The sequence below is a fragment of the Streptomyces sp. TSRI0107 genome (assembly GCF_001905845.1).
Classification (GTDB): Bacteria; Actinomycetota; Actinomycetes; order Streptomycetales; family Streptomycetaceae; genus Streptomyces.
The window spans coordinates 620,701-645,947 of record NZ_LIVZ01000007.1; the positions used below are offsets into that span (position 1 = coordinate 620,701).

General features: G+C 71.9%; 26 protein-coding genes. 7 read left to right on the forward strand and 19 right to left on the reverse strand.

Going from position 1 to position 25,247, the window contains the following annotated elements:
- Positions 1–96 precede the first annotated feature (96 nt).
- Positions 97–1,320, forward strand: coding sequence for a TerD family protein (locus AMK31_RS22120; protein WP_073942314.1), 1,224 nt, complete (start codon positions 97–99; stop codon positions 1,318–1,320).
- 64 nt (positions 1,321–1,384) lie between these two features.
- Here AMK31_RS22120 and AMK31_RS22125 read toward each other — a convergent pair whose 3' ends face one another.
- The gene (locus AMK31_RS22125) at positions 1,385–2,968 is read right to left on the reverse strand and encodes a TROVE domain-containing protein (RefSeq protein ID WP_073942315.1); all 1,584 of its coding nucleotides are present in this window, start codon (positions 2,966–2,968) and stop codon (positions 1,385–1,387) included.
- Between the two features lie 414 nt (positions 2,969–3,382).
- Entirely contained in the window at positions 3,383–4,810 is a 1,428-nt protein-coding gene (locus tag AMK31_RS22130) for a hypothetical protein (RefSeq protein WP_073942316.1), read from the reverse strand.
- Positions 4,811–5,144: 334 nt separating this feature from the next.
- On the opposite strand from AMK31_RS22130, the gene AMK31_RS22135 reads away from it, so the two are divergent.
- A complete protein-coding gene (locus AMK31_RS22135; RefSeq protein ID WP_073942317.1) occupies positions 5,145–6,974 on the forward strand; it encodes an endonuclease/exonuclease/phosphatase family protein in 1,830 nt (609 codons plus the stop codon).
- Positions 6,975–7,019: 45 nt separating this feature from the next.
- On the opposite strand, the gene AMK31_RS22140 is transcribed toward AMK31_RS22135, so the two are convergent.
- A complete protein-coding gene (locus tag AMK31_RS22140; protein ID WP_073942318.1) occupies positions 7,020–7,724 on the reverse strand; it encodes an antibiotic biosynthesis monooxygenase in 705 nt (234 codons plus the stop codon).
- Positions 7,725–7,823: 99 nt separating this feature from the next.
- A complete protein-coding gene (locus tag AMK31_RS22145) occupies positions 7,824–8,126 on the reverse strand; it encodes a hypothetical protein (RefSeq protein WP_073942319.1) in 303 nt (100 codons plus the stop codon).
- 152 nt (positions 8,127–8,278) lie between these two features.
- Here AMK31_RS22145 and dapA point away from each other — a divergent pair, with 152 nt between their 5' ends.
- Complete coding sequence (dapA, locus tag AMK31_RS22150) at positions 8,279–9,184, forward strand: 4-hydroxy-tetrahydrodipicolinate synthase (protein WP_073942320.1); 906 nt, start codon at positions 8,279–8,281, stop codon at positions 9,182–9,184.
- A 24-nt stretch (positions 9,185–9,208) separates the two neighbouring features.
- Here dapA and AMK31_RS22155 read toward each other — a convergent pair whose 3' ends face one another.
- The 15 genes from AMK31_RS22155 to AMK31_RS22225 form a co-directional block, all read right to left on the reverse strand.
- Positions 9,209–10,423, reverse strand: a complete 1,215-nt coding sequence (locus AMK31_RS22155) for a hypothetical protein (RefSeq protein ID WP_073942321.1) — start codon at positions 10,421–10,423, stop codon at positions 9,209–9,211.
- On the reverse strand, positions 10,420–10,989 hold the full coding sequence (locus AMK31_RS22160; RefSeq protein ID WP_073942322.1) for a SigE family RNA polymerase sigma factor: 570 nt from the start codon (positions 10,987–10,989) through the stop codon (positions 10,420–10,422). Before AMK31_RS22160 ends, AMK31_RS22155 begins: the two co-directional genes overlap by 4 nt.
- A gap of 183 nt (positions 10,990–11,172) precedes the next feature.
- Positions 11,173–11,442 (reverse strand): hypothetical protein, encoded by a 270-nt coding sequence (locus AMK31_RS22165; protein ID WP_073942323.1) that lies wholly within the window; start codon positions 11,440–11,442, stop codon positions 11,173–11,175.
- A gap of 147 nt (positions 11,443–11,589) precedes the next feature.
- Positions 11,590–12,579, reverse strand: coding sequence for a 2,3,4,5-tetrahydropyridine-2,6-dicarboxylate N-succinyltransferase (gene dapD / locus AMK31_RS22170; RefSeq protein WP_073942324.1), 990 nt, complete (start codon positions 12,577–12,579; stop codon positions 11,590–11,592).
- Between the two features lie 269 nt (positions 12,580–12,848).
- Positions 12,849–13,727: a CU044_5270 family protein gene (locus tag AMK31_RS22175; RefSeq protein ID WP_073942325.1), complete on the reverse strand. Its 879-nt coding sequence runs from the start codon at positions 13,725–13,727 to the stop codon at positions 12,849–12,851.
- A 2-nt stretch (positions 13,728–13,729) separates the two neighbouring features.
- Positions 13,730–14,320 carry an RNA polymerase sigma factor gene (locus AMK31_RS22180; RefSeq protein ID WP_073942326.1) on the reverse strand — a complete coding sequence of 197 codons (591 nt, stop codon included), beginning with the start codon at positions 14,318–14,320 and terminating at the stop codon, positions 13,730–13,732.
- A gap of 75 nt (positions 14,321–14,395) precedes the next feature.
- Entirely contained in the window at positions 14,396–14,716 is a 321-nt protein-coding gene (locus AMK31_RS22185) for a DMT family transporter (protein ID WP_073942327.1), read from the reverse strand.
- Between the two features lie 89 nt (positions 14,717–14,805).
- On the reverse strand, positions 14,806–15,138 hold the full coding sequence (locus tag AMK31_RS22190) for a metal-sulfur cluster assembly factor (RefSeq protein WP_073942328.1): 333 nt from the start codon (positions 15,136–15,138) through the stop codon (positions 14,806–14,808).
- Positions 15,135–15,605, reverse strand: a complete 471-nt coding sequence (gene sufU / locus AMK31_RS22195) for a Fe-S cluster assembly sulfur transfer protein SufU (RefSeq protein ID WP_073942329.1) — start codon at positions 15,603–15,605, stop codon at positions 15,135–15,137. Before sufU ends, AMK31_RS22190 begins: the two co-directional genes overlap by 4 nt.
- Positions 15,606–15,621: 16 nt before the next feature.
- On the reverse strand, positions 15,622–16,878 hold the full coding sequence (locus tag AMK31_RS22200; RefSeq protein ID WP_073942330.1) for a cysteine desulfurase: 1,257 nt from the start codon (positions 16,876–16,878) through the stop codon (positions 15,622–15,624).
- Entirely contained in the window at positions 16,875–17,660 is a 786-nt protein-coding gene (sufC, locus tag AMK31_RS22205; RefSeq protein WP_073942331.1) for a Fe-S cluster assembly ATPase SufC, read from the reverse strand. The genes AMK31_RS22200 and sufC overlap by 4 nt, the downstream gene beginning before the upstream one ends.
- Before the next feature lie 7 nt (positions 17,661–17,667).
- Positions 17,668–17,988: a non-heme iron oxygenase ferredoxin subunit gene (locus AMK31_RS22210; protein WP_073942332.1), complete on the reverse strand. Its 321-nt coding sequence runs from the start codon at positions 17,986–17,988 to the stop codon at positions 17,668–17,670.
- Positions 17,985–19,205 carry a Fe-S cluster assembly protein SufD gene (gene sufD / locus AMK31_RS22215; protein ID WP_073942333.1) on the reverse strand — a complete coding sequence of 407 codons (1,221 nt, stop codon included), beginning with the start codon at positions 19,203–19,205 and terminating at the stop codon, positions 17,985–17,987. The genes AMK31_RS22210 and sufD overlap by 4 nt, the downstream gene beginning before the upstream one ends.
- Positions 19,206–19,266: 61 nt before the next feature.
- Entirely contained in the window at positions 19,267–20,688 is a 1,422-nt protein-coding gene (sufB, locus tag AMK31_RS22220; protein WP_073942334.1) for a Fe-S cluster assembly protein SufB, read from the reverse strand.
- Positions 20,685–21,428, reverse strand: a complete 744-nt coding sequence (locus AMK31_RS22225) for a helix-turn-helix transcriptional regulator (RefSeq protein WP_073942335.1) — start codon at positions 21,426–21,428, stop codon at positions 20,685–20,687. The genes sufB and AMK31_RS22225 overlap by 4 nt, the downstream gene beginning before the upstream one ends.
- A gap of 173 nt (positions 21,429–21,601) precedes the next feature.
- Here AMK31_RS22225 and AMK31_RS22230 point away from each other — a divergent pair, with 173 nt between their 5' ends.
- The 4 genes from AMK31_RS22230 to AMK31_RS22245 all read left to right on the forward strand — a co-directional run bounded on the left by AMK31_RS22230 (position 21,602) and on the right by AMK31_RS22245 (position 25,238).
- Complete coding sequence (locus AMK31_RS22230; RefSeq protein ID WP_073942336.1) at positions 21,602–22,402, forward strand: aminoglycoside N(3)-acetyltransferase; 801 nt, start codon at positions 21,602–21,604, stop codon at positions 22,400–22,402.
- 76 nt (positions 22,403–22,478) lie between these two features.
- Positions 22,479–23,402: an ABC transporter ATP-binding protein gene (locus AMK31_RS22235; protein WP_073942337.1), complete on the forward strand. Its 924-nt coding sequence runs from the start codon at positions 22,479–22,481 to the stop codon at positions 23,400–23,402.
- Between the two features lie 53 nt (positions 23,403–23,455).
- Positions 23,456–24,172 carry an ABC transporter permease gene (locus tag AMK31_RS22240; RefSeq protein ID WP_241842699.1) on the forward strand — a complete coding sequence of 239 codons (717 nt, stop codon included), beginning with the start codon at positions 23,456–23,458 and terminating at the stop codon, positions 24,170–24,172.
- 55 nt (positions 24,173–24,227) lie between these two features.
- A complete protein-coding gene (locus AMK31_RS22245) occupies positions 24,228–25,238 on the forward strand; it encodes a COX15/CtaA family protein (RefSeq protein WP_198948535.1) in 1,011 nt (336 codons plus the stop codon).
- The last annotated feature ends 9 nt before the right edge of the window (positions 25,239–25,247 follow it).

Consider the following 25,247-nt stretch of genomic DNA (forward strand, 5'->3'; position numbering starts at 1 on the left):
GGGCCGCGACCACCCCCGCAACCGGTGGTGACCCGATCGGCGGGCCGGTAAGGGAACGGTAAAACGGCCTCGGTCGTTCAACGAGGCATGACAGCTATGACCCCCGGCTCGAACATCGCTCTCTCCGCCGCCCGCGTGTCGGTGGAGGTCGCAGCCCCGGTGCGGCTCGACGTTTCGGGCCTGCTGCTCACCGCCGACGGCAAGGTGCGCTCCGACGACGACTTCATCTTCTACAACCAGCCCACGGGCCCGGGTGTGACCTACCGCTCCGGCGGCGGCACCGCCCCCGACTCGATCACGGTCGACACCGCGGCCGTCCCGCCCGGCATCGAGAAGATCGTCGTCACCGCCAGCCCGGACGCGGCCGGTCAGACCTTCCAGGGCATCGAGCCGACGGCGACCGTGCGCAACGCCGACGACGGCTCCGTCCTCGCCACGTTCACGCCCCCGCAGCTCGGCACCGAGACGGCCCTCGTGGTCGTGGAGGTCTACCTGCGCAACGGCCAGTGGAAGGCCCGCGCGGTCGGCCAGGGCTACGCCGACGGCCTGGCCGGCATCGCCACCGACTTCGGCGTCACGGTGGAGGAGCCCGCCCCGGCCCCCGCCGCCCCGGCCCAGCCGGTCACCCCGCCGCCGGCCCCCGCGCAGCCGCCGGTCGCCCCGCCGGCCCCGCAGGTGGACCCGCGTGTGGCCGCTCCCCCGGCGCCCGCCGCCCCGCCGGCCGCCCCCGCCCCGGGTGCCGGGAAGATCAATCTCGACAAGGGCCGCGTCAGCCTCCAGAAGAACCAGACGGTGTCCCTGGTCAAGGGCGGCCGCCCGCTGCTCTCCCAGGTCAAGATGGGCCTCGGCTGGGAGCCCGCCTACCGCGGCAGGGACATCGACCTGGACGCCTCGGTCATCGCCTACGGCCCCCAGCGCAACCACATCGACAGCTGCTACTTCGGCAAGCTCACCATCGTCGGCGGCTCGATCCGCCACTCCGGCGACAACCTCACCGGCGAGGGCGGCGGCGACGACGAGGTCATCACCGTCGACCTCGGCCGCCTCCCGCAGGACGTCACCGGCCTGGTCTTCACCGTCAACTCCTTCTCCGGCCAGAAGTTCACCGAGGTCGCCAAGGCGTACTGCCGCCTCATGGACGCCGCGACCGGCGAGGAGCTCGTCCGCTTCGACCTCACCAACGCCGAGGCACAGACCGGCGTGCTGATGGCGAAACTGATCCGGCAGTACTCCGGCGAGTGGGAGATGACCGCGCTGGGCGACTTCGTGAAGGCCCGCACGGTCCGCAACATGGTCAAGCCCGCGGCCCAGGCGCTGTAGCGGGGGCGGGAGCCCGGGGGCGCCCCCGTCCAGGGGCGCCCGGCGGCTCACACCACCCGCGGGCTCAGGCCGCCCAGGGCCAGTCCGCGTTCCGCCCCGCCTCCAGCAGCGGCACCATGCGGAACGCCGCGTCGGAGAGGCCGCCGAAGGTGTGCCGGTTCCCCGTCCCGGACGGGCCGTGGCCCGCGCGGTGACCCGCGAGGTTCCAGGTGTAGACCGGCACGTGGGCCGGGATCTGGTCGGTGGGGGCGCCGTGGCGGTTGTGGGTGTACTGCTCGTCGGTGACGATCAGGACCCGGTCGTGGCCGTCGTAGTGCCGGCGCACCGCCTCGGTGGTGTCGGTGCCGCCCAGGTCGCCGAAGCGTCCCAGGATCTTCAGCACCGACTCGCCCGCGCCGAACGGCACCGCGTTGCTGGACGTGCCGAACTCGACGAGGTCCGCGTGGGCCGCCCGCAGCGCGAGCGCCGTGCCGAAGACCGCCGCCGCGTCGGCCCGGTTCAGCTCGGAGCGGTCCGAGAGCCGGGACCAGAACATGGAGCCGGAGCGGTCGACGAGGACGAGCGTGCGGCCGGGCAGCGCGGGCACGTTGGCCAGCGAGTGACCGAGCGCCTGCTCCAGCGGGTACGCCCAGCGCAGCGACGGCGCGTGCTGGTACGCGGCCAGGTACCGGAAGGGGAACTGCCGCGAACGGCGCACCTCCTCCGGGTCGCCGATCCGCGCGGCGACCCGCGCCGCTACCTCGTCGGAGACACCGGCCTCGTCGAAGTTGCGCAGGTTGCGGACGAGCGCCATGGTGCCCATGGACGGGATCACGGCCTCCCAGGCCTCCTTGTCCATCGGCCCCTGGAGCCAGCCGGCCAGCGCCTCCCAGGTCATCCCGGCCGCCGCCAGCCGCTCGGCCCCGTCGGGCGCCGTCACGACCGCGCGCCGCTCCTCGACCGGCACCGCCATCAGCTCGCGGTGCGCGGTCAGCACGCTGTTCGACGCGGGCGGCACCGCAGTGTCCGGGTTGTGCCGCCGGTCGAGGGCGTACCGGAACAGCTCGCCCTGCCACGGCTTGTCCGGGTCGGGCGCGGCGTGCACCAGGTTGAGGATGTCGCCGAACCGGTAGCCCTTGGACGCGGTGTCGTACTTCAGCAGCGACTTGCCGGTGTAGAGGCGGCGTACCGCGTCGGCGACGCCGCGCTTGACCGGCTTGGGCACCGCGCGGCCGTACGCCGACATCCAGTACGCGAGCAGTTCGCCGGGCTCGTCGGGGCGCTGGAGTACGGAGTCCACCACCCGGCGGTTCGACGGGCCGTCGGTCGCGCCCGCGTCGAGCCGTGCCTTCACGTACTCGGCGGCGCCGACCAGGGCCGCCGTGCGGAGGTTGCCCTCGCCGCGCAGCCAGCCGAGCAGGCCGGCCGTCCAGGCGGGGTCGGTGACGGCGAGCTCGCGTACGAGCGCGGTGAAGCGGTCGTCGCGGGCGGCGCCGGACTCGTAGAAGGTCTGCTGCGAGACGAAGTTGGAGACGGCGAGCAGGAACAGCTCGGACCGCGCGTCGCGCTCATGGCCCCGGCCGCCCTGGTGGGTGTACAGCGTCCGCCCGGTCGACGTCACCGGCGAGGCCGGCTGCGCCTTCGCGCGCCGCACGTTGAATCGCGCCATGGCGAATTCCCCCGAATTCGTTGTCCTTCGGAGGGAGGCACAGCAACAGGAAGGGGCCCGAGATCGGAGTCGGCGACGGGCTTTTGTCAGATGCTCTATCCCTTAAGCTACGGCGCCTTGGAGGCGACGACGGGATTTGAACCCGCAACCTTCTGATCCGAATGAAGTATCCGCTGCCTGCGCACCGGGCACCCACCTGGAGCTGCGCCTCCCGAGATCAGATCGGCCGGCGGCATTGGATTCTGTTGCAAAGAAGTAGCCGCACTGCCAGCGCACCGGGAGGTGCGTGAGGATCACTCTAGAGGGGTGCTTTCGGCCGGGCGAGCGAATTAATCACCTCACCGGCGCGGGCGCTTCCCGGGCCTGGTGATGGCGAGCAGGTGACACCGGTGAACCCGCGTCCGCCGGACGGCGTCAGCCTCCGTGCTGCGAGCGGGCCTTGAACGCCGCCTTACGGGCCTCCTTGGCGATCTTCTTGTCCGGGTGGATGCGTCCCATCGCCTCCAGGACGTCCGCGGTGGCGGGATGGTCGACGCGCCAGACGGCGGCGAAGAAGCCGCTGTGCTGCTCGGCCAGGCCCTCGACCAGGGCGCGCAGTTCCTCGGAGTTGCCCTCGGCGGCGAGCTGCGCGGCGACCGTGTCGATGGTCAGCCAGAACACCATCGCCTCGGACGGCGGCGGCACGTCGGCGGCGCCGCGTTCGCTGAGCCAGACCCGGGCGAGCCCGCCCAGTTCCGCGTCGTCCAGCACCTCCCGCAGCGCGGGTTCGGCCTCGGCGCCGACCAGGGACAGCGCCTGCTGACAGCGCAGCCGGCGCAGCGGTGCCCCGGGGTCGGCGCCGCGGGCGGCGGCCAGCAGTTCCCGTGCCGCGGCGAGGGATTCACGCCGGGCGAGCCACTGCTCGGTCTCGGCCTGCGCGGCCCGCGGCCCGAACGCGGAGGTGCCGTCGAGGAGGGCGTCGGCGCCCTTGTCGGCGAGTTCGCCGACGGCGGGCACGGCGAATCCGGCCTCCAGCAGGCGGGCACGCAGCCCGTGCCGTCCGAGCGGGGTGAGCCGGACCATGCCGTACCGGGCGACGTCGGTCTCGTCGACGGGCCCGCCCGGCTCGTCGTCGGTGTCGGCCATGAGCGCCTCGTCGACCGGCCGGTACTCGACGAGCCCGATCGGCTCCAGCAGCCGGAACTGGTCGTCGAGCCGCATCATCGCGTCGGAGACCTGCTCCAGGACGTCGTTGGTGGGCTCGCCCATGTCGTCGGGGACGATGACGGAGGCGGCGAGCGCGGGCAGCGGCACGGGGCTGTCGCCGGGGCCGTCCTCGCTGACGGTGAGCAGGTAGAGGTTGGCGAGCACGCTGTCGAGGAACTCGGCCTCGCTCTCCGGGTCCCAGTCGAGGGCGGAGAAGTCGATCCGCCCGCCTTCGTCGAGGGCGTCGACGAGGTCGTCGAGGTCGGGCACGCTCGCGTCGGCGAGCACGGTCTCCAGTGCGGTCTGCCAGACGCCGAGGACGTCCTGCGGGGAGCCGCCGGTGAGCAGGGCGAGGTCCGCGCCGGCGGCCACCGTGCCCGTCTCCTCGTCGACGATCTCGACGAGCCCGGTGTCGACGGCCACCCGCCAGGCCTCGCTCGCGTACGCGGCGGCGTCCTCGCCGCTCAGCCCCAGCGCGCCGGCCGCGGCGGGCAGCTGTTCCTCGACCAGTCCGCCCCCGGCGTCGACCCGGGTGCCGGGTCCGGCCCAGCGGGCGAGCCGGGCGGCACGGGACAGCAGCGGGGTGGACAGCGCGTCACGCGCCAGCTCCGCTTCGGAGGTCAGCCGTACCGGCGGCAAGGGGGAGCTGTCTGACATCGGCTGGTTCTCCTAGGGCCGCCAGGGGCGGCGTACGACCAATGGTTCAGCCGCTCAGCCTAGACGGGTTTCGACCCATGCCGCCCGGTTCATCTCCTCGTCGACGGCCGTACATGGCCGAAACCTTGACAACTGGCCGGGACAGGCAGGAGATTGACGCGCGTAGAAGTCGGCGGACATCTGTTCACCGAGCGGGGGACCCGACCCTCCCCCACCTCGGGCACACGGCTCCCCGTTTTCTACGCGCGTCGCCACCGCCCCACCGGTCGCGGCTCCAGACCTCTCACGTTCCACCCTCGTCCCGGCGCCCACGTACGTCCCCGGAGGGATCCCGTTGCCGAGCAAGTCTTCCGCGCGCCTCGCCGCGCTCACCGTCGCCGCCGTCTGTTCCGCGGCGTCCACCGTCGTCCTCACCTCCCCGGCGCACGCGGACAGCGTGCGCGTCCGTGACATCCAGGGCACAACCCGGACCTCGCCGTACGCGGGCAAGCAGGTCACTGACGTGGCCGGAATCGTCACCGGGGTGCGGACCTACGGCCAGTCGAAGGGCTTCTGGATCCAGGACCCGGACCCGGACGCCGACCCGGCCACCAGCGAGGGCGTGTTCGTCTTCACCAGCTCCACGCCCAAGGGCGTGGCCGTCGGCGACGCGGTGACGGTGTCGGGCACGGTCTCCGAGTACGTCCCGGGCGGCACCTCCTCCGGCAACCAGGCCATCACCGAGATCACCCGGCCCACGGTGACGGTCGTCTCCAGCGGGAACGCCGTGCCCGCGCCGGTCGTCGTCGACGGCGACTCGGTGCCGGACGCGTACACCCCGCAGGGCGACCCGGCGGCCAACGGCTCGGTCAACGGCCTGCCGCTCCGGCCGTCCGAGTACGCCCTGGACTACTACGAGTCCCTGGAAGGCATGAACGTCCGGGTCTCCGACGTCCGCGTGGTCGGCGCCACCGACCCGTACACCGAGCTGTGGGTCACGGTGAAGGACGACGAGCGCGACAACCGGCGCGGCGGCACCGTCTACGGCTCCTACACCGCCCAGAACACCGGCCGGCTCCAGATCCAGTCCCTCGGCAAGCCGGCCGACTTCCCGGACGCGAACGTCGGCGACACCCTCACCGGCGCCACCGAAGGCCCGCTGGACTACAACCAGTTCGGCGGCTACACCCTCGTCGCCAACGAGATCGGCGCCCTTGAGAGCGGCGGTCTGGAGCGCGAGACCACCCGCAAGCAGCGGAACGGCGAGCTGGCGGTCGCGACGTACAACGTCGAGAACCTGGACCCGTCCGACGACACCTTCGCCGCGCACGCCGCCGCGATCGTGAACAACCTGCGCTCGCCCGACATCGTGTCGCTGGAGGAGATCCAGGACAACAACGGCGCGACGAACGACGGCACGGTCGCGGCCGACCGGACGGTGACCGAGCTGATCGACGCGATCGTCGCGGCGGGCGGCCCCCGCTACGACTGGCGCGGCATCGACCCGGCGAACAACACCGACGGCGGCGAGCCCGGCGGCAACATCCGCCAGGTGTTCCTGTTCAACCCCGAGCGGGTCTCCTTCACCGACCGCGCGGGCGGCGACGCGACCACCGCCGTCGGCGTGCAGCGGGAGCGCGGCAAGGCGGCGCTGACGGTCTCCCCGGGCCGGATCGACCCGGCGAACGAGGCCTGGAAGAGCAGCCGCAAGCCGCTGGCCGGCGAGTTCGTCTTCCGCGGCCGCACGGTGTTCGTGATCGCCAACCACTTCAACTCCAAGGGCGGCGACCAGGGCCTGACCGCGCAGTACCAGCCGCCGGCCCGCAGCTCGGAGACCCAGCGCCACCTCCAGGCGACCGCGGTGAACACGTTCGTCAAGGAGATCCTGGCCACCCAGAAGAACGCGGACGTCATCGCCCTCGGCGACATCAACGACTTCGAGTTCTCCGGCACCGCGGAAGCCCTCGAGGGCGACGGCGAGCTGTGGTCGGCCGTCAAGTCGCTGCCGCGCGGCGAGCGGTACTCGTACGTCTACCAGGGCAACAGCCAGGTGCTGGACCAGATCCTGGTCAGCCCGTCGATCCGGCGCGGCTGCGACTTCGAGTACGACAGCGTGCACATCAACGCCGAGTTCCACGACCAGATCAGCGACCACGACCCGCAGGTACTGCGGTTCCGCCCGTAGCCGGTCTGTTCGGACGGCCAGTCGGGCAGTCGGTCGGCCGGTCGGTCAGTCGGGCAGCAGGCCCACGGCGTGCCGGTACCGGGTGCCGGTGAACCCCTTCACCGCGGGGTGCGTCCGCACCCGGTCCCACTGCTCGGTGGGGGCGCCGATGCCCTCGCCGGGCGCGGCGAGGACGGCGTCGTAGGCCTGCTCGCTCTCCCACTCGGCGTAGTTGAGGACGTGGGTGCCGTCCGTGCTGAGGTGGAAGTGGGCGGCGATCAGACCGCGGTGGCCGACCGGGTCGTCGGCGAGGGCCTGGATCACCTGGTCGACCCAGCCGGCCCGCTGCCCGCTCGCGTCCGGGGCGAAGTCGATCCGCACGGTCACGATCAGCCCGGGCACCCGGGTGTCGCCGGCGGCCCGCTCACGGCTGCGGTGGCGCCGGTAGCGGTCGAGCCCGACGCGTTCGATGCCGGGAACGGCGGTGTCGATCTCGTCGACGCGCTCCTGCCGGTGGGTCTTCACGAACGCCTCGTACGCCGCCTCGCCCGCCCACTGCGAATGGTGCATCAGGGTGGAGCCGTCCAGGCCCGTGTAGACGTGGTAGCCGAGCAGTCCGCCGGCCGGCCACGGGCGGCGCTCCCAGGCCGTGGCGATCGCCTCGACGGTGGCCCGCTGCCGTTCCGGGGTGCCCACCCGCCAGGTGCTGAAGAACGGCGCCCCGGTCTCCGGGCGGGTGAGGTCGGGATGGGCGAGGGTACGGCTGGTCATGTCTGCCTCCGCGAAAGGCTGGTCGGTGCCTGTGCCGACCAGCCTCCAACCTCAACCAAGCTTCACGTCAAGCGCGTTGCGGAGTGCCGGGGAAGGTCCTCACCGCCCGCCGCCGCGCCGGCGCAGCATCCCGGCCGCGACCACCGCGGCGCCCGCCGCCCCGGCGACGAGCGCCGGACGCGGATGCCGCAGCGCGGCCTGGGCGATCAGGCGCACCGGCTGCGGCGCCCGGTGCTCCACGGCATGACCCGCCCGGGCGGCACCGCCCTGGACGGCCTGCCCCGCCTGGGCCGCGCTGCTGCGCAGCTGGACGGTCATCGCGCCCGCCTTGTCCATCAGGTCGGCGGCACGGACACGGGCGAGGTCTCGTATCTCCGCCGCGTCCTTGGCCCTGTGTGTCATCGGTCAGCCCTTTCCTGCGGTCTGCGGACCTTCCGGGTACCCTGACCGGCCGCCACTACCCCGCCCCCGGCACCTCGTTCGCCGCCGTCCTTACCGGTATCTCGTAGCAGAACTAAGTGGAGCTTCACCGCGGGCCTGCCGAGACTGCTCCCATGACGCACACCGCTGCCACCGCCCCGCCCTTCGGCCGTGCCCTCTGCGCGATGGTCACCCCCTTCACCGCCTCCGGCGCGCTGGACCTCGACGGTGCCCGGCGGCTGGCGGACCGGCTGGTGACCGACGGCTGCGACGGCCTGGTGCTGAACGGCACGACCGGCGAGTCGCCGACCACGAGCGACGAGGAGAAGGCGGCGCTGGTGCGGGCCGTCCGGGAGGCGGTCGGCGAGCGGGCCGCGATCGTCGCGGGCGTCGGCACCTCCGACACCCGGCACACGATCGAGCTGACCCGGCAGGCCGAGAAGGCGGGCGCCGACGGCGTGCTGGTGGTCACGCCGTACTACAGCAAGCCCCCGCAGGACGCCGTCGAGGCCCACTTCCGCGAGGTCGCGGACGCCTCCGGCCTGCCGGTCGCGCTGTACGACATCCCCGGCCGCACCGGCACCCGGATCGCCCCGGAGACCATGCTGCGGCTCGCGGACCACCCGAGGATCGTGGCGGTCAAGGACTGCTCGTACGACTTCCTGGGCGCCCAGAAGGTCATCGCCCGCACCGGCCTCGCCTACTACGCGGGCTGCGACGAGCACAACCTCGCCCTGTACGCGGTCGGCGGCACGGGCTGGGTCAGCACCGTCGCCAACGTGATCCCCCGTCAGGTGCGCGCGGTGCTGGACGCGTTCGACGCGGGCGAGACGGCTCGCGCGGCGCGCCTCCAGCAGCGGATCACGCCCCTCGTCGAGGCGATGATGGCGGCGGACCTGCCCGGCACGGTCACCGCCAAGGCCCTGCTCGGCCGGCTGGGCCTGCCCGGCGGCCCGGTCCGCGCACCGCTGCGGCCCGCCGGCCGGGAGGCGGTCGACGGGCTGCTGGCGGCGTACCGGGAGGCGGTCGCCGAGGCGTGAGCGGGGAGGGGCCGGCGGTCGGGCTCAGCGCTCGGCGAAGACCGGTTCCCACTCGGTGCGGGCCAGCGTCTCGTTCGGCTCGCGGACTCCGGTCAGCGGCACGACCTTCTCGCTGCCGATCGTGACCAGGACGATCCGGGGCCGGTAGGTGTCCGTGCCCGAACCGGGCAGGCGCTCCCAGGTGATCAGCCGCCGGTCGTCGGCCCAGGCCATCGCCCCGTTGCCGCGCACCTCGCCGACCTCCTTCCCGGTGCGCGGGTCGAGGAGCGACGTGTACGTCCTCTCGCCCTTCTCCCGGCCCAGTCCTCCCGCGGCGAGCCGGCCGTCGGGCGACAGCCCCGCCAACGCGTCCCAGACCAGGTGCCGTTCGGCGGCGGGCGCGGCGATCTTCTCGCCCCGGAGGTCGTGGTACTGCCGCACGGAGTTGCCCCGGACCACCCGTGACCACACGGTCGTGCCGTCGGCACCGAAGGCGAAGTCCTCCCGGAAGTTGAGGTGGTCACCGGGCTCGGTCGCGCTCCAGGTGGCCTTCCCCGAGGCCAGCTCCACGATGTGGAAGCCGGTGCGATTGTCCGTCCCGAACTCCGGCATCCAGTCCTTGAGCCCGCCGAACGTCTGGACCCGCAGGTCGGGGTTCTCCGCGTACCCGGTGGCGACCAGCCGGCTGCCGTCCGGCGAGAAGGCGAGCCCGCCGACGCCGTGGTCGACGGTGATCCAGGCCTCCACCTGCCGGGTGCGCAGATCGAGCAGCCCGATCCGCTTCGTCGGCAGCTGCCGCTCCAGCACGGCCGCCCTCTTCATCCCGGGCGCGACGGCGACGTACGACCACCGGTCGTCCTCCTCGTACCGGCCGGTGCCCGGGTTCAGCAGGTGGTACGTGCGTTCCGCGACGCCCTGCGTCTCCGACCGGGCGGCGACCTCCGTCGTGTAGTACGCGGCAAGCGCCATGTCCCCCGCGGCGATCATGTCCCGCGGCGGCGACTGGTCGGGATGGGCGTGGACGTCCTTCTGCTCGATCACCCCGGCGGGCCGCACGTCGTCCTTGCCGCCGGAGTCGAGCAGCGGCACCCCCACCGAGACGGTGACCACGGCGGCGGTGGCCATGGCGACGGCCGCGAGCCTCCGGACCCGCCGGCGCCGACGGGCGCCCAGCACCCGGTCGGCGAACCCCGGCTCGGCCGACGGCTGTTCGGCGGCCTGCTCACGCAGCGTGTCGCGCACCAGTTCCTCGACGTTCACGGACGTACCTCCACGGTCTCGACGGGCGCGAAGTCACGGGACGGCAGGGGCTCGGCGTCGCTCGGCCCGAGCGCGGCCAGTTCGGGGGCGAGTGCGCGCAGCCGGGCCAGGGAGCGGTGCGTGGTGGACCGCACGGTGCCCACGGAGCAGCCCAGGAGCCGGGCCACGTCGGCCTCGGGCAGGTCCTCGAAGTAGCGCAGCACCAGCACGGTGCGCTGCCGGGCGGTGAGCCGGGACAGCGCGTCCCGCATCACCAGCCGCAGCTCGGCGGCGGCCGAGGTGTCGCTCGCGGACACCGCCGGGTCGGGCGGCTCGGCGACGCTCAGCTCCCGCCGCGGCCACTTCAGCCGCCAGCGGCTCACCTGCTGCCGGTACAGCACCTGCCGGACGTACGCCTCCGGCTCGTCGATCCGGTGCCAGCGCCCGGCCGCCTTGACGAGCGCGTTCTGCAGCAGGTCCTCGGCGGCGTGCCGGTCGCCGCCGCTGAGCAGGACCGCCGTCCTCAGCAGCGCGGACGACCGGTTGGCCACGAAGTCCCGGAAGTCCTCCTGCGCCTCGGCATCCATCGTCACCTTCTCTTCCCCCGGAACGGACCCGGTGTCCGCCCCTCGCCCCCTTGGGACGCGCGCGGAGCCCGGCCACTATGCCTGCCGGCGGAGAGAAATCCGTACGGCGGCCGGAACGGCTCGGGGCCCGCACCGCGAGGGGAAGCGGTACGGGCCCCGAGGGGGGAGGGCGGGCGGTGCCCGCTACTCCGCGGCGGGTGCGCCGGCGGACTCGGCGGGCTCGGCGGGCTCGGCGGCGGCCCCGCCGCCCAGCCCGAGGAAGTGCTGGAGCACGTCCTCCATCGGATCGTCGATCTGGCCGGCGTTGACGAGGCCGACCCGGGGGCCGTTGTGCGACGCCGTGTTGGTCTCGTCGGCGTACGCGGCCCCGGCCGGAGCCCCGCACACCACCGCCGCCAGAACGCCCGCCCCGGCCAGCCGGCGCACCGCGCCCCTCGCCCGCTCGTTCCTCATCACTCAGCCCTCGTCTCACCATTCGGCATCTGATCGGACGGACCATGCGTCCACCCGTTCATCGGCCGCAACGGCCCCGAGGTCACGGCAGGTAACCCGTTCAAGTGATCATCACCGGCCCGACCACCCGTGAGGTGACGCCGGTGATCAGTTGTGGCTGTGCAGGATCTCGTTCAGGCCGCCCCACTCCGCGTTGTTCGGGCGGGCCTCGACCGTGCCCGTGACCGAGTTGCGGCGGAAGAGGATGTTGGAGGCGCCGGAGAGTTCGCGGGCCTTGACGACCTGGCCGTCGGGGAGGGTGACGCGGGTGCCGGCGGTGAGGTAGAGGCCCGCCTCGACGACGCAGTCGTCGCCGAGGGCGATGCCGATGCCGGCCTCGGCGCCGATGAGGGAGCGCTCGCCGATCGCGACGCGCTCCTTGCCGCCGCCGGACAGGGTGCCCATGGTGGAGGCGCCGCCGCCGATGTCCGAGCCGTCGCCGACGACGACGCCCTGGGAGATGCGGCCCTCGACCATGGAGGTGCCGAGGGTGCCGGCGTTGAAGTTGACGAAGCCCTCGTGCATGACGGTGGTGCCGGAGGCGAGGTGCGCGCCGAGGCGGACGCGGTCGGCGTCGGCGATGCGGACGCCCGCGGGGGCGACGTAGTCGGTCATGCGCGGGAACTTGTCCACGCCGAAGACGCTCAGGTGCAGGCCGCGGGCGCGGGCCGCGAGGCGGACCGTCTCCAGGGTGTCCACGGCGACCGGGCCGAGCGAGGTCCAGGCGACGTTGGCGAGCAGACCGAAGATGCCGTCGAGGCTCTGCTCGTTCGGCTTGACCAGGCGGTGCGAGAGCAGGTGCAGCCGCAGGTAGGCGTCGTGGGTGTCGAGCGGCTTGTCGTCCAGGGACGAGATGACCGTACGGACCGCGACGATCTCCACACCGCGTACGTCGTCCTTGCCGAGGGCGGCCACGCCGTGCTCACCGAGCAGTTCGGCGGTGCGGTCGGCGTCCAGGCGCTCGGTGCCGGCCGGGCCGGGCTCGGCGGTCAGCTCGGGCGCGGGGAACCAGGTGTCGAGGACGGTGCCGTCGGCGGCGATCGTGGCGAGGCCGGCGGCCACGGCGCCGGTGGTGCGGGGAGCAGTCGTGTCGGTCATGAGGGAAACCTAACGTGACGGGGGCCGCCCGGGCGAACCGGTCCGGCCCCCGTCTCACGTGCCGGGCGAGCCCCTTACGGGCGGCTAGGCCCTGTCGTTTGGATCATCCCGGCGTCGCAGGATCTGGCACGCACATCTGCCGCGTTGTCGTCAGTCGCCGACGCGCCGCGTCGACTCCCTCCTCCGCCTTGCAGCTGCACGCACCAGACCCCGCTCGACTCGGCCAGGACGCACCGTCCTCACAGCCGGGCTGACCCAAACGACAGAGCCTAGGGACGGTCGTCCTCGCCGTCCACGACCCGGGTGGTGAGGCGGGCGCCGCTGATCTCCACCTCGCCGTCCCGGCTGACACTGCGGAACCCTCGGTACAGGCGGGTGTCCGGGTCGAGGAGCGTTTCGTCCCGGAACCCGGCGCCTTCCCGGTACACGGCGATCGCGTCCCGTCCGGCCGCGTCCACGACGTCGGCGATCCGCACGCCGGGGACGGTGGCGAGGGCCCGGTAGACCTTGGCGAGGTCTTCGGGGTCGTAGACGTAGGACCGGCTGATGACGGCGGTCAGGGCCCGGTACTCGTGCTCCGTGCGGCTCTCCTGCGGGTCGGTGGCGTAGAAGAAGGCGCGGGCCTTCGCCCGGACCTGAGCCGGGTCGTCGGGGAGGCTCTTGAGGAAGGCGTAGTGCTCCCTCGGCGAGTGGTCGTCGCCCGCCTTGCCGTTCTCCATGGCCGGGTCGGCGTACCGGATCAGCCGCTCGTCGGTCTGCGGGTCGGGCGCGTCGTCCGTCGTGTTCGTCTCCACGGTCTCGGTGTGGATCCACTGGCCGTCGCGCGCGGTGACCGCGGGACCGGCGGCGACGATGTCCGCCGCGTCGTTCAGCCAGCCCTTGGCGCTGCCCAGCTCGACGGTGTAGCCGGGGCCGGCGCCCGGCAGGGCCCTCTCGCCGCGGCCGTCCGTCACCTGGGGCACGATCACCGCGGCCGCCGTGATCGCCGCCGCCGCGCCGATCGCCGCGAGCCGCCAGTCGGAGCGAAGCCGGCGGGTGCGCCCGCCGCGGGCGGCCCGCAGCAGCCGCTCCCGTCCGCCGACGAGCCGGTCCCGCCCCGGCCGGGGCACCTCGGCCCGCAGCTCCCGCACCCTCGTCATCTCGTCCATCGTCAGACCACCTCCGTGGCGTCGAGCGTGAATGCGGGATCGGCCCCGAGCGCGGTACGGACCTTGCGGCGGGCCCGGTTGAGCCGGGAACGGACGGTGCCGACGGGGATGCCGAGGGCCTCGGCGACCTCCGGGTACGTCAGGTCGGCCCAGGCCACCAGCAGCAGGACGTGCCGGTCGCCGGCGGACAGTGCGGCGAGGGCGCCGGCGAGCGGGGCGTGGGCGGTCTGCGCGGTCATCCGGTCGTCGGCGCGCTCGGACCAGGACTCGGCGACCGGGTCGTGCCCGGTGCGGGCCAGCGCGCGCAAGGCGCGCACCTCGGCGCGGCGCTGCTTGCCGATGAGGTTGGCGGCGATGCCGTAGAGCCAGGGGCGGGCGTGGGACCGGCCGGTGTCGTAGCGCGAGCGGGTCCGGAAGGCGATGAGGAACGTCTCGGCGGTGATGTCGTCCGCGGCGCCGGCGCCCAGCCGGCGCTGTACGTAGCGGTGGATGTCGGCCGCGTACCGGTCGTACAGCAGGGCGAACAGCTCCGGCTCCGCCAGGGACCGGCCGACGATCTCGGCGTCCTGGGGCAGCAATGGCGGTCCGGTCACGGGGCCTCCGTGGGCGTGGTCGGGGTGAGCATGTCACCCCGCTGTTCCCCGATGCCCCCCGAGGGGTTCACGCCGTCAGTGCGCCCCGCCCGTGTTGAGCACCACCACCCCGACGATGATCAGCGCGATCCCCGCCGCCTTGGCGGCCGTCATCCCCTCGCCCATGAACAGCACACCGATGGTGGCGATCGCCGCGGTGCCCACCCCGGACCAGACCGCGTACGCCGTGCCGACGGAGACCGTCTTCAGCGTCTGCGCCAGCAGTGAGAAGGAGACGACGTATCCGAGGACCGTCAGCAGGGAAGGCCACAGCCTGCTGAACCCGTCGCTGTACTTCATGGCGGTCGTGGCCGCCACCTCGGCGGCGATGGCGAGGCCGAGCAGCAGGAAACCCATGGGGGCGAGCCTAGTCAGGGCCCTGAACAGCACGGTGGCCCCCCGGCGCCGAGCACCGGGGGGCCACTGTCACAGCCGTACGGGTGACCTCAGACGTTGAACCCGAGCGCCCGAAGCTGCTCGCGGCCGTCGTCCGTGATCTTGTCCGGGCCCCACGGCGGCATCCAGACCCAGTTGATGCGCAGCTCGCTGACGAGGCCGTCCGTGGCGGACTTGGCCTGGTCCTCGATGACGTCGGTCAGCGGGCAGGCCGCCGAGGTCAGCGTCATGTCGACGGTCGCCACGTTGGAGTCGTCGATGTGGATGCCGTAGATGAGGCCGAGGTTGACGACGTCGATGCCCAGCTCGGGGTCGACGACGTCCATCAGGGCCTCGCGGAGTTCCTCCTCCGAGGCCGGCTTCATCTCCACGGTCTCGCTCATGCCGTCTTCCTTTCGGCGTCGGCGTCGGCGCCCAGCGCCTGGGCCGTCGCGTCCTTCCACGCCATCCAGCTCAGGAGGGCGCACTTGACCCGCGCGGGGTACTTGGAGACGCCGGCGAACGCGACCGCGTCCTCCAGCACCTCCTCCATCGCGTCGTCGGGCTCGATCCTGCCCTTGGACTGCATCAGCTCCAGGAAGGTCTCCTGGATCTTCTGCGCCTCGGCGAGATCCTTGCCGACCAGCAGTTCGTTCAGCACCGACGCGCTCGCCTGGCTGATGGAGCAGCCCTGGCCCTCGTACGAGACGTCGCTGATGGTCGTGCCGTCGTACTTCACGCGCAGCGTGATCTCGTCGCCGCACGTGGGGTTCACGTGGTGCACCTCGGCGTCGCCATCCCGCAAGCCCCGCCCGTGCGGGTTCTTGTAGTGGTCCAGGATGACGTCCTGGTACATGGAGTCCAGCTTCACCTTTTCAGCACGCCCCTCAGCCGAAGAAGTTCCGTACGTGCTCCAGGCCGTCGACCAGTGCGTCGATCTCGGCCGGCGTGGAGTACAGATAGAACGACGCTCGCGTGGTCGCAGGAATTCCGTAGCGGAGGCAGACCGGGCGCGCGCAGTGGTGGCCCACGCGGACCGCGATGCCCTGCTCGTCGAGGACCTGGCCCACGTCGTGCGGGTGGATGTCGCCGAGCGTGAAGGAGATCGCCGCGCCGCGGTCCTCGGCCGTGGTCGGGCCGATGATCCGCAGGTCGGGTACCTCCGCCAGGCGCTTCACCGCGTACTCGGTGAGCGCGTGCTCATGGGCGAGGATCTTGTCCATGCCGATCGAGTTCAGGTAGTCGATCGCCGCGCCCAGCCCGACCGCCTGCGCGATCGGCGGGGTGCCCGCCTCGAACTTGTGCGGGGCGGGAGCGTACGTCGACGAGTGCATCGACACCGTCTCGATCATCTCGCCGCCGCCGAGGAACGGAGGCAGGTCCTCCAGCAGCTCCTGGCGGCCCCACAGCACGCCGATGCCGGTCGGGCCGCACATCTTGTGGCCGGTGAAGGCCACGAAGTCGGCCTGGAGCGCCTGCACGTCGACCGGCATGTGCGGCGCGGCCTGCGAGGCGTCGACGCAGACCAGCGCGCCGACCTCCTGGGCGCGGCGGACTATCGCCTCGACCGGGTTGACCGTGCCGAGGATGTTCGACACCAGCACGAAGGAGACGATCTTCGTCTTCTCGGTGATGATCTCGTCGATGTTCGACAGGTCGAGACGGCCGTCGTCGGTCAGGCCGAACCACTTCAGCTTCGCGCCCGTGCGCTGCGCCAGCAGCTGCCACGGCACGATGTTGGAGTGGTGCTCCATCTCGGTGATGACGATCTCGGTCTCGGAGTCCACCCGGTAGGGCTCGTCGGCCCAGCCCAGCATGTTCGCCACGAGGTTCAGCGACTCCGAGGCGTTCTTGGTGAAGATCACCTCGTCGCGGCTGGGCGCGTTGATGAACTCCGCGACCTTGTCACGCGCGCCCTCGTACAGCGCCGTGGCCTCCTCGGCGAGCACATGCACACCGCGGTGGACATTGGCGTTGTAGCGCTCGTAGTACTCGCTGAGGGCGTCCAGCACCTGGCGCGGCTTCTGCGAGGTCGCCGCGTTGTCCAGGTACACGAGCTTCCTGCCGTCGTGGATCACTCGGTCCAGGACGGGGAAGTCCTTGCGGATCGCCTCGGTGTCGAGGAGGCCCGGCAGCTGTGTCACGCGGATGCGCCACCCTTCGTGTCGACTTCGTCGAGCTTCGCGTATGCCTCGTAGCCCTCGTTCTCCAGCTTGTCGGCGAGCTCGGCGCCGCCGGACTCGACGATGCGGCCGCCGGAGAACACGTGGACGAAGTCGGGCTTGATGTAGCGCAGGATGCGCGTGTAGTGCGTGATCAGCAGGGTGCCGACCTCGCCGGTCTCACGGACGCGGTTGACGCCCTCGGAGACGATGCGGAGCGCGTCGACGTCCAGACCCGAGTCGGTCTCGTCGAGGATCGCGACCTTCGGCTTCAGCAGCTCCAGCTGGAGGATCTCGTGGCGCTTCTTCTCACCGCCGGAGAAGCCCTCGTTGACGTTGCGCTCGGCGAAGGACGGGTCCATGTTGAGGCGCTCCATGGCCTCCTTGACCTCCTTCACCCAGGTGCGCAGCTTAGGGGCCTCGCCGCGGACGGCGGTGGCGGAGGTGCGCAGGAAGTTGGAGACCGAGACGCCGGGGACCTCGACCGGGTACTGCATCGCCAGGAACAGGCCCGCGCGGGCACGCTCGTCGACGGACATCTCCAGGACGTCCTCGCCGTCGAGCAGCACGGTGCCGCCGGTGATCGTGTACTTCGGGTGGCCCGCGAGGGAGTAGGCGAGGGTCGACTTGCCGGAGCCGTTGGGGCCCATGATGGCGTGCGTCTCGCCCTGCTTCACGGTGAGGTCGACGCCCTTGAGGATCTCCTTCGTGGCGTTGTCGGCCTCGACGGTGACGTGCAGGTCTCGGATTTCAAGCGTTGCCATGGGTGCCTCAGGACTCCTGGGTGAGGGAGACGAGAACGTCGTCCCCTTCGATCTTTACGGGGTAAACGGGGACGGGGCGCGTCGCGGGGAGGCCGGACGGCTTGCCGGTGCGCAGGTCGAACGCGGAGCCGTGCAGCCAGCACTCGATCTGGCAGTCCTCCACCTCGCCCTCGGAGAGCGAGACGTTCGCGTGGGAGCAGATGTCGTGGATCGCGAACACCTCCCCCTCGGTCTGCACGATGGACACGGGCGTGCCGTCGAGTTCCACCCGCTTCGGGGTGTCCTCCTCCAGCTCGCTCAGTCCACAGGCGCGTACGAAGGTGGTCATGCGACCGCCGCCTCCAGCTCCTCTTCGATCTTGGCGATCAGGCGCTCCTCGATGTCCGGGACACCGATCTGCTGGACCAGCTCGGCGAAGAAGCCCCGGACGACGAGGCGGCGCGCCTCGTGCTCCGGGATGCCGCGGGCCATCAGGTAGAACAGCTGCTCGTCGTCGAAGCGGCCGGTGGCGCTCGCGTGCCCGGCGCCGACGATCTCGCCGGTCTCGATCTCCAGGTTCGGCACCGAGTCGACCCGCGCGCCGTCCGTCAGGACGAGGTTGCGGTTCATCTCGTAGGTGTCGGTGCCCTCGGCGGCGGCCTCGATCAGCACGTCGCCGATCCACACCGCGTGCGCCGCGTCGCCCTGGAGGGCGCCCTTGTACACGACGTTGGACTTGCAGTGCGGCACGTTGTGCGTGACCAGCAGGCGGTGCTCCTGGTGCTGGCCGGCGTCGGTGAAGTACAGGCCGAACAGCTCGGCCTCGCCGCCGGGGCCGGCGTAGGTGACGCGCGGGTGGAGGCGGACGACGTCACCGCCGAAGGTGACGACGACCGACTTGAGGGAGGCGTCCCGGCCGATCAGCGCGTTGTGCTGGGCCACGTGCACGGCCTTGTCGTCCCAGTCCTGGACGGAGACGACGGTCAGCTTGGCGCCGTCGCCCAGGAGGTAGTCGACGTTGGCGGCGAGCACCGCGTCACCGGTGTGGTCGATGACGACGACGGCCTCGGCGAAGGCGCCCAGCTCGATCACCTGCTGGCCGAAGGCGGTGCCGCCCTCGCCGTGCACGGCGATCCGGATCGGCTCGGTGAGGACGGTCTCCTTGGGGACGCTCACGACCGAGGCCTTCTCGAAGGCGGAGTACGCCTGCGCGGCGACGCGGTCCACCGGGGTGCCCGCCTTGCCGAGCCGCGCGTCGTCCCGGCCGACGGTCTCGACGACGACGCCCTCGGGGGCCTCGACGGTGACCTTCACGCCCTCGCCGTCGGCGACGGCGGTGCCGTCGTGCAGCCCGCGCAGCCGCTCCAGCGGGGTGAACCGCCACTCCTCCTCACGGCCGTGCGGGACCGGGAAGTCCGCCACGTCGAAGGACGGGGGCGCGCTCATGCGCGAGACGACGGTCGACTCGGCGGCGACCGCGATCGAGCCGGCGGTGGTGGATCCCAGCGGTGGGGGTCCCCCCGCTCGAGCGGAGCCGAGAGTGGGGGAGTTCTGAGCCTCAGCCATGGCTGTCGTAATGCTCGCTTTCCGTTACGTAAGGGGCCTGACGGGGTTCGCGTGCCGGTGATTAACCGACCGCGCCCTCCATCTGCAGCTCGATCAGCCGGTTGAGCTCCAGCGCGTACTCCATGGGCAGCTCCTTGGCGATCGGCTCGACGAAGCCGCGCACGATCATCGCCATCGCCTCGTCCTCGGAGAGACCGCGGCTCATCAGGTAGAAGAGCTGGTCCTCGGAGACCTTGGAGACGGTCGCCTCGTGGCCCATGGACACGTCGTCCTCGCGGACGTCCACGTAGGGGTAGGTGTCCGAGCGGGAGATCGTGTCGACGAGCAGCGCGTCGCACAGCACGTTCGACTTGGCGCCCGGGGCGCCCTCGCCGATCTCGATGAGACCGCGGTAGGACGTACGGCCGCCGCCGCGCGCCACGGACTTCGAGACGATGTTGGACGACGTGTTCGGCGCCATGTGGACCATCTTGGCGCCCGCGTCCTGGTGCTGGCCCTCGCCGGCGAAGGCGATGGACAGGGTCTCGCCCTTGGCGTGCTCGCCCATCAGGTAGACGGCCGGGTACTTCATCGTCACCTTGGAGCCGATGTTGCCGTCGATCCACTCCATGGTCGCGCCCTCGTAGGCGACGGCACGCTTGGTGACCAGGTTGTAGACGTTGTTCGACCAGTTCTGGATGGTCGTGTAGCGGCAGCGGGCGTTCTTCTTGACGATGATCTCGACGACCGCGGAGTGCAGCGAGTCCGACTTGTAGATCGGGGCGGTGCAGCCCTCGACGTAGTGCACGTAGGCACCCTCGTCGACGATGATCAGGGTCCGCTCGAACTGGCCCATGTTCTCCGTGTTGATACGGAAGTAGGCCTGGAGCGGGATCTCCACGTGCACGCCCTTCGGCACGTAGATGAAGGAGCCGCCCGACCACACGGCGGTGTTCAGGGCCGCGAACTTGTTGTCACCGGCGGGGATGACCGTGCCGAAGTACTCCTTGAAGAGCTCCGGGTGCTCCTTGAGCGCGGTGTCGGTGTCGAGGAAGATGACGCCCTGCTCCTCCAGGTCCTCGCGGATCTGGTGGTAGACGACCTCCGACTCGTACTGGGCGGCGACACCGGCGACGAGGCGCTGCTTCTCGGCCTCCGGGATGCCCAGCTTGTCGTAGGTGTTCTTGATGTCCTCGGGCAGGTCCTCCCAGGACTCCGCCTGCTTCTCCGTGGAGCGCACGAAGTACTTGATGTTGTCGAAGTCGATGCCCGACAGGTCCGAGCCCCAGTTCGGCATGGGCTTCTTCTCGAAGAGCTTCAGGCCCTTGAGGCGCAGCTTGGTCATCCACTCCGGCTCGGACTTCTTGTCCGAGATGTCGCGGACGACGTCCTCGTTCAGGCCGCGCTTCGCAGCGGCACCGGCCTCGTCGGAGTCGGCCCAGCCGTATTCGTACTTGCCCAGACCCTCGAGCTCAGGGTGGGCAGTCTCCGTGGGGAGAGTCATGCGGGGTTCCTCCCGGCCGTGCTTGCAGATGCGTTCTGAGTGGTTTTGGAAGTCTTCGGGATAAACGTCGTGCAGATGCCGTCGCCGTGGGCGATGGTGGCCAGCCGCTGTACGTGAGTACCGAGCAGCTCGGCGAAAAATTCCGTCTCGGCCTCGCACAGCTGCGGGAACTGCTCGGCGACGTGGGCGACCGGGCAGTGGTGCTGGCACAGCTGCTCGCCGGTGGGCGCGCTGCGCGCGGTAGCAGCGTACCCGTCGACGCTCAGGGCCTTGGCCAGTGCTTCGGCGCGCTCCTCGGGGGCGGCCTGGTCGACCGCCTTCCGGTAGGCGGCGGCCTGTGCGGCGATCCGGGCCCGGGCGAAGGCGGCGACCGCCTCGCCGCCGCCCTCACGCTCGGCGATCCAGCGCAGCGCGTCCATGGCCAGCTTGTCGTACGACTGGTCGAAGGCGTCCCGGCCGCAGTCCGTCAGCGCGAAGACCTTGGCGGGGCGGCCGCGGGTGCGGGCGCCGTACACCCGCCGCTCGCGCGCCTCAACGACGCCGTCGGCGACGAGGGCGTCGAGGTGCCGGCGGACGGCCGCCTGGGTGAGGCCCAGCCGCTCGGCGAGTTCGGCGACGGTCGACTGGCCGTGGTCCAGGATGGACCGCGCGACCCGGTTGCGCGTCGAGCGCTCCCCGGTCGCGAGCTCCTCCTGGGGGGTCCCCGTGGGGGTCTCCCGAGCCTCGCCGACGTTTTTCACAACGCCATTGTTGCGTAATTCCTCAGAGCGTGACAAGCGGCGTCCGAATCGGCGGACGGTGCCCTGCGTCACTTAGGTGAACCTAAGGTGACCTGCGGAAACGATCTTTGATCGATCAAAGCAGATCACAAATCGATGGCGTCCACGGCCCCCTTCCGGGACACTCCCGGATCATGTCCACACCCCCTCCGACCGGCCCACTCGTCACCCGCGGCACCCTCGCCGGCGACCTCGCCGGGCTGGGCGTCCGCCCCGGTGAGACCCTCCTCGCGCACACCTCGCTCAGCTCCCTCGGCTGGGTGTGCGGCGGCGCCGTCGCCGTCGTGCAGGCGCTCCTCGACGTCCTCGGCCCGGACGGCACCCTGGTCGTCCCCACCCAGACCGCCGACCTGTCCGACCCGGCCGTCTGGGGGAACCCGCCGGTCCCCGAGGAGTGGTGGGACACCATCCGGGCCGCCATGCCGGCCTACGACCCCCTGATCACGCCCACCCGCGGCGTCGGCGTCGTCCCCGAGACCGTCCGCACCTGGCCCGGCGCCCGGCGCTCCGCCCACCCCCAGACCTCCTTCGCCGCGCTCGGCCCCCGGGCGGCGGAGATCACCGACGGTCACGCCACCGACTGCCGGCTCGGCGAGCGCAGCCCGCTCGCGGCGCTGGAACGGCTCGGCGCCCGGGTGCTGCTGCTCGGCGCCGGCTACGACGCCTGCACCGGCTTCCATCTCGCCGAGTACCGGATACCGGCGCCGCTGGTCGAGGTGGGCCGTCCCGGGCCGGACGGCTGGGAAGTGGTGACCGAGGTGTCCGTCTCGTCCGAGCGGTTCGACGAGCTCGGCCACGACTACGAGCGGGACCGCCCCGTCGTCCGCGGCAAGGTCGGCGCCGCCGGGGCACGGCTGTTCCCCATGGCCGACGCGGTGGCCTACGCGGAGCGCTGGCTGGCACAGCACCGGCCCCGGGCGCTCGAAACGGAGTGAGTGATCCGGCCGTCCTCGGGTGCACTTCCGCACCCGGCCGCCTGAGGCCCCCCGCGCCTACCTAGACTCTGGAGCCATGCGAAACGAGCCCGTGCTCCAGGTCCAGGCCCTGGTGAAGCGGTACGGCGACAAGACCGCGGTGGACGGCCTCGACCTGGTGGCCCGGGCGGGCGTGACCGCCGTCCTCGGCCCCAACGGGGCGGGCAAGACGACCACGGTCGAGACCTGCGAGGGGTACCGGAGGCCGGACTCCGGCACGGTGCGCGTCCTGGGCCTCGACCCGGTCCGCCAGTCCGGCGAGCTGCGCCCGCGGATCGGGGTGATGCTCCAGTCCGGCGGCGTCTACTCCGGCGCGCGGGCCGACGAGATGCTTCGCCACGTGGCGAAGCTGCACGCCCACCCGCTGGACGTGGACGCGCTGATCGAACGGCTCGGGCTCGGCTCGTGCGGCCGTACTGGCTACCGGCGGCTGTCCGGCGGGCAGCAGCAGCGGCTCGCGCTGGCGATGGCCGTCGTGGGCCGCCCCGAGCTGGTCTTCCTCGACGAGCCGACCGCCGGCCTCGACCCGCAGGCCCGCCGCGCCACCTGGGACCTGGTCCGCGACCTGCGCGCCGACGGGGTCTCCGTGATCCTCACGACCCACTACATGGACGAGGCCGAGCAGCTCGCCGACGACGTCGCGATCATCGACGCGGGCAAGGTCATCGCCCAGGGCTCCCCCGAGGAGCTGTGCCGCGGCGGCGCCGAGAACACCCTGCGCTTCAGCGGCCGCCCCGGCCTCGACGTGGGCTCCCTGCTGAAGGCGCTGCCCGCGGACTGCGCGGCGGCCGAGCTGACGCCGGGCTCCTACCGGGTGGTCGGCAAGGTCGACCCGCAACTGCTGGCGACGGTCACCTCCTGGTGCGCCCAGCACGGGGTGATGCCGGACCGGATCTCCGTCGAACGGCACACCCTCGAGGACGTCTTCTTGGAGCTGACGGGCAAGGAGTTGCGCTCGTGACCACCCCCACCGGCGTCTACACGCCCAAGCCCGGCGCGGCCCCGCTGCCCCGGATGATCGCCGCGCAGGCCGCGCTCGAGACGAGGATGCTGCTGCGCAACGGCGAGCAGCTGCTGCTGACGGTGATCATCCCGACGCTGCTGCTGGTCCTGTTCAGCACCGTGGACATCGTCGACACCGGCGAGGGCGAGGCCGTCGACTTCCTCGCCCCCGGCATCCTGGCGCTCGCCGTGATGTCGACCGCGTTCACCGGCCAGGCCATCGCCACCGGCTTCGAACGCCGCTACGGCGTGCTGAAGCGGCTGGCCGCCTCCCCGCTGCCCCGCTGGGGCCTGATGACCGCCAAGACCGCGTCCGTGCTGGTCACCGAGATCCTCCAGGTGATCCTGGTGACGGTGATCGCGTTCGCGCTCGGCTGGTCGCCGCACGGCAACCCGTTCGCCGTGCTGCTGCTCCTGGTCCTCGGCACGGCGGCCTTCTCCGGGCTCGGTCTGCTGATGGCGGGCACCCTCAAGGCGGAGGCGACGCTGGCCGCCGCCAACCTGGTCTTCCTGCTGCTGCTCGTCGGCGGCGGGGTGATCGTGCCGCTGGAGAAGTTCCCGCCCGCCGCCCAGGACGTCCTCGGGCTGCTGCCGATCTCCGCCCTGTCGGACGGGCTGCGGGACGTCCTCCAGCACGGCGCCGGCCTGCCGTGGGGCAACCTGGCGATCCTCGCGGTGTGGGCGGTCGCGGGGCTCGCGGCAGCGGGGCGGTTCTTCCGCTGGGAGTAGGCCGCGAGGTCTGTTCCGCACCCCTCGTGAACGCGTGCACAAGCAGCCCCCTACGATGGTGGGCGTGCCAAAGTTGACCCGCGCCGACGCCGAAGCGGCGTTGCGCAACCCGCTCGCCTTCATCGCCGCACGCTGGACCCCCGATCCCCGGACGGTCCAGCGGGCCGCGCTCGCCGCGCTCGTCATGTCGGTGGTCATCGTGGTCACCGGCGGCGCGGTCCGGCTCACCGGTTCCGGCCTCGGCTGCCCCACCTGGCCCAAGTGCACCGACGACTCGCTGACCGCGACGTCGGCGATGGGCCTGCACGGGGCCATCGAGTTCGGCAACCGCATGCTGACGTACGTGCTGTGCGCCGCCGTCGGCTGGGCGATCATCGCGGCGCGCTCGCAGAAGCCGGTGCGCCGCGGCCTCACCCGGCTGGGCTGGGCGCAGTTCTGGGTCGTCATGAGCAACGCGGTGCTCGGCGGCATCGTCGTGCTGGTCGGACTGAACCCGTACACGGTCGCGGCCCACTTCGTCGCCACGTCCGCGCTCATCGCGATCGCCGTGGTGATGTGGCAGCGCGCCCGCGAGGGCGACGCCGCGCCGCGGCCGCTGGTCGGCAAGTCGGTGCGGCAGCTGGTGTGGTGCATGGTCGCCGTCACCGTCCTGCTGATCCTGGTCGGCACGGTCGTCACCGGCGCGGGCCCGCACGCGGGCGACTCCAGTGACGTGCCGCGCATGCCGGTGGACTGGGAGATGATCAGCAAGCTGCACGCCGTGCTGGCGTGGATCGTGGTGACGCTGACCTTCGCCCTGTGGTTCGTGCTGAAGGCGGTCGACGCCCCGCGCGGGCCGCTGAACCGGACCCGGGAGCTGTTCGTGATCCTGCTTCTGCAGGGCGCCATCGGCTACGTCCAGTACTTCACGGACCTCCCCGAGATCCTGGTCGGCCTGCACATGCTCGGCTCGTCCGTGATGTGGATCTGGACCGTACGGGTGGTGCTGTCGCTGCGCGAACGGCCCGGCACCGACCCGGCGGACCTGCCGGGACAGCCGGAGCGGGCGGCGCTCACCAACGTCTGAGCGGCCCTG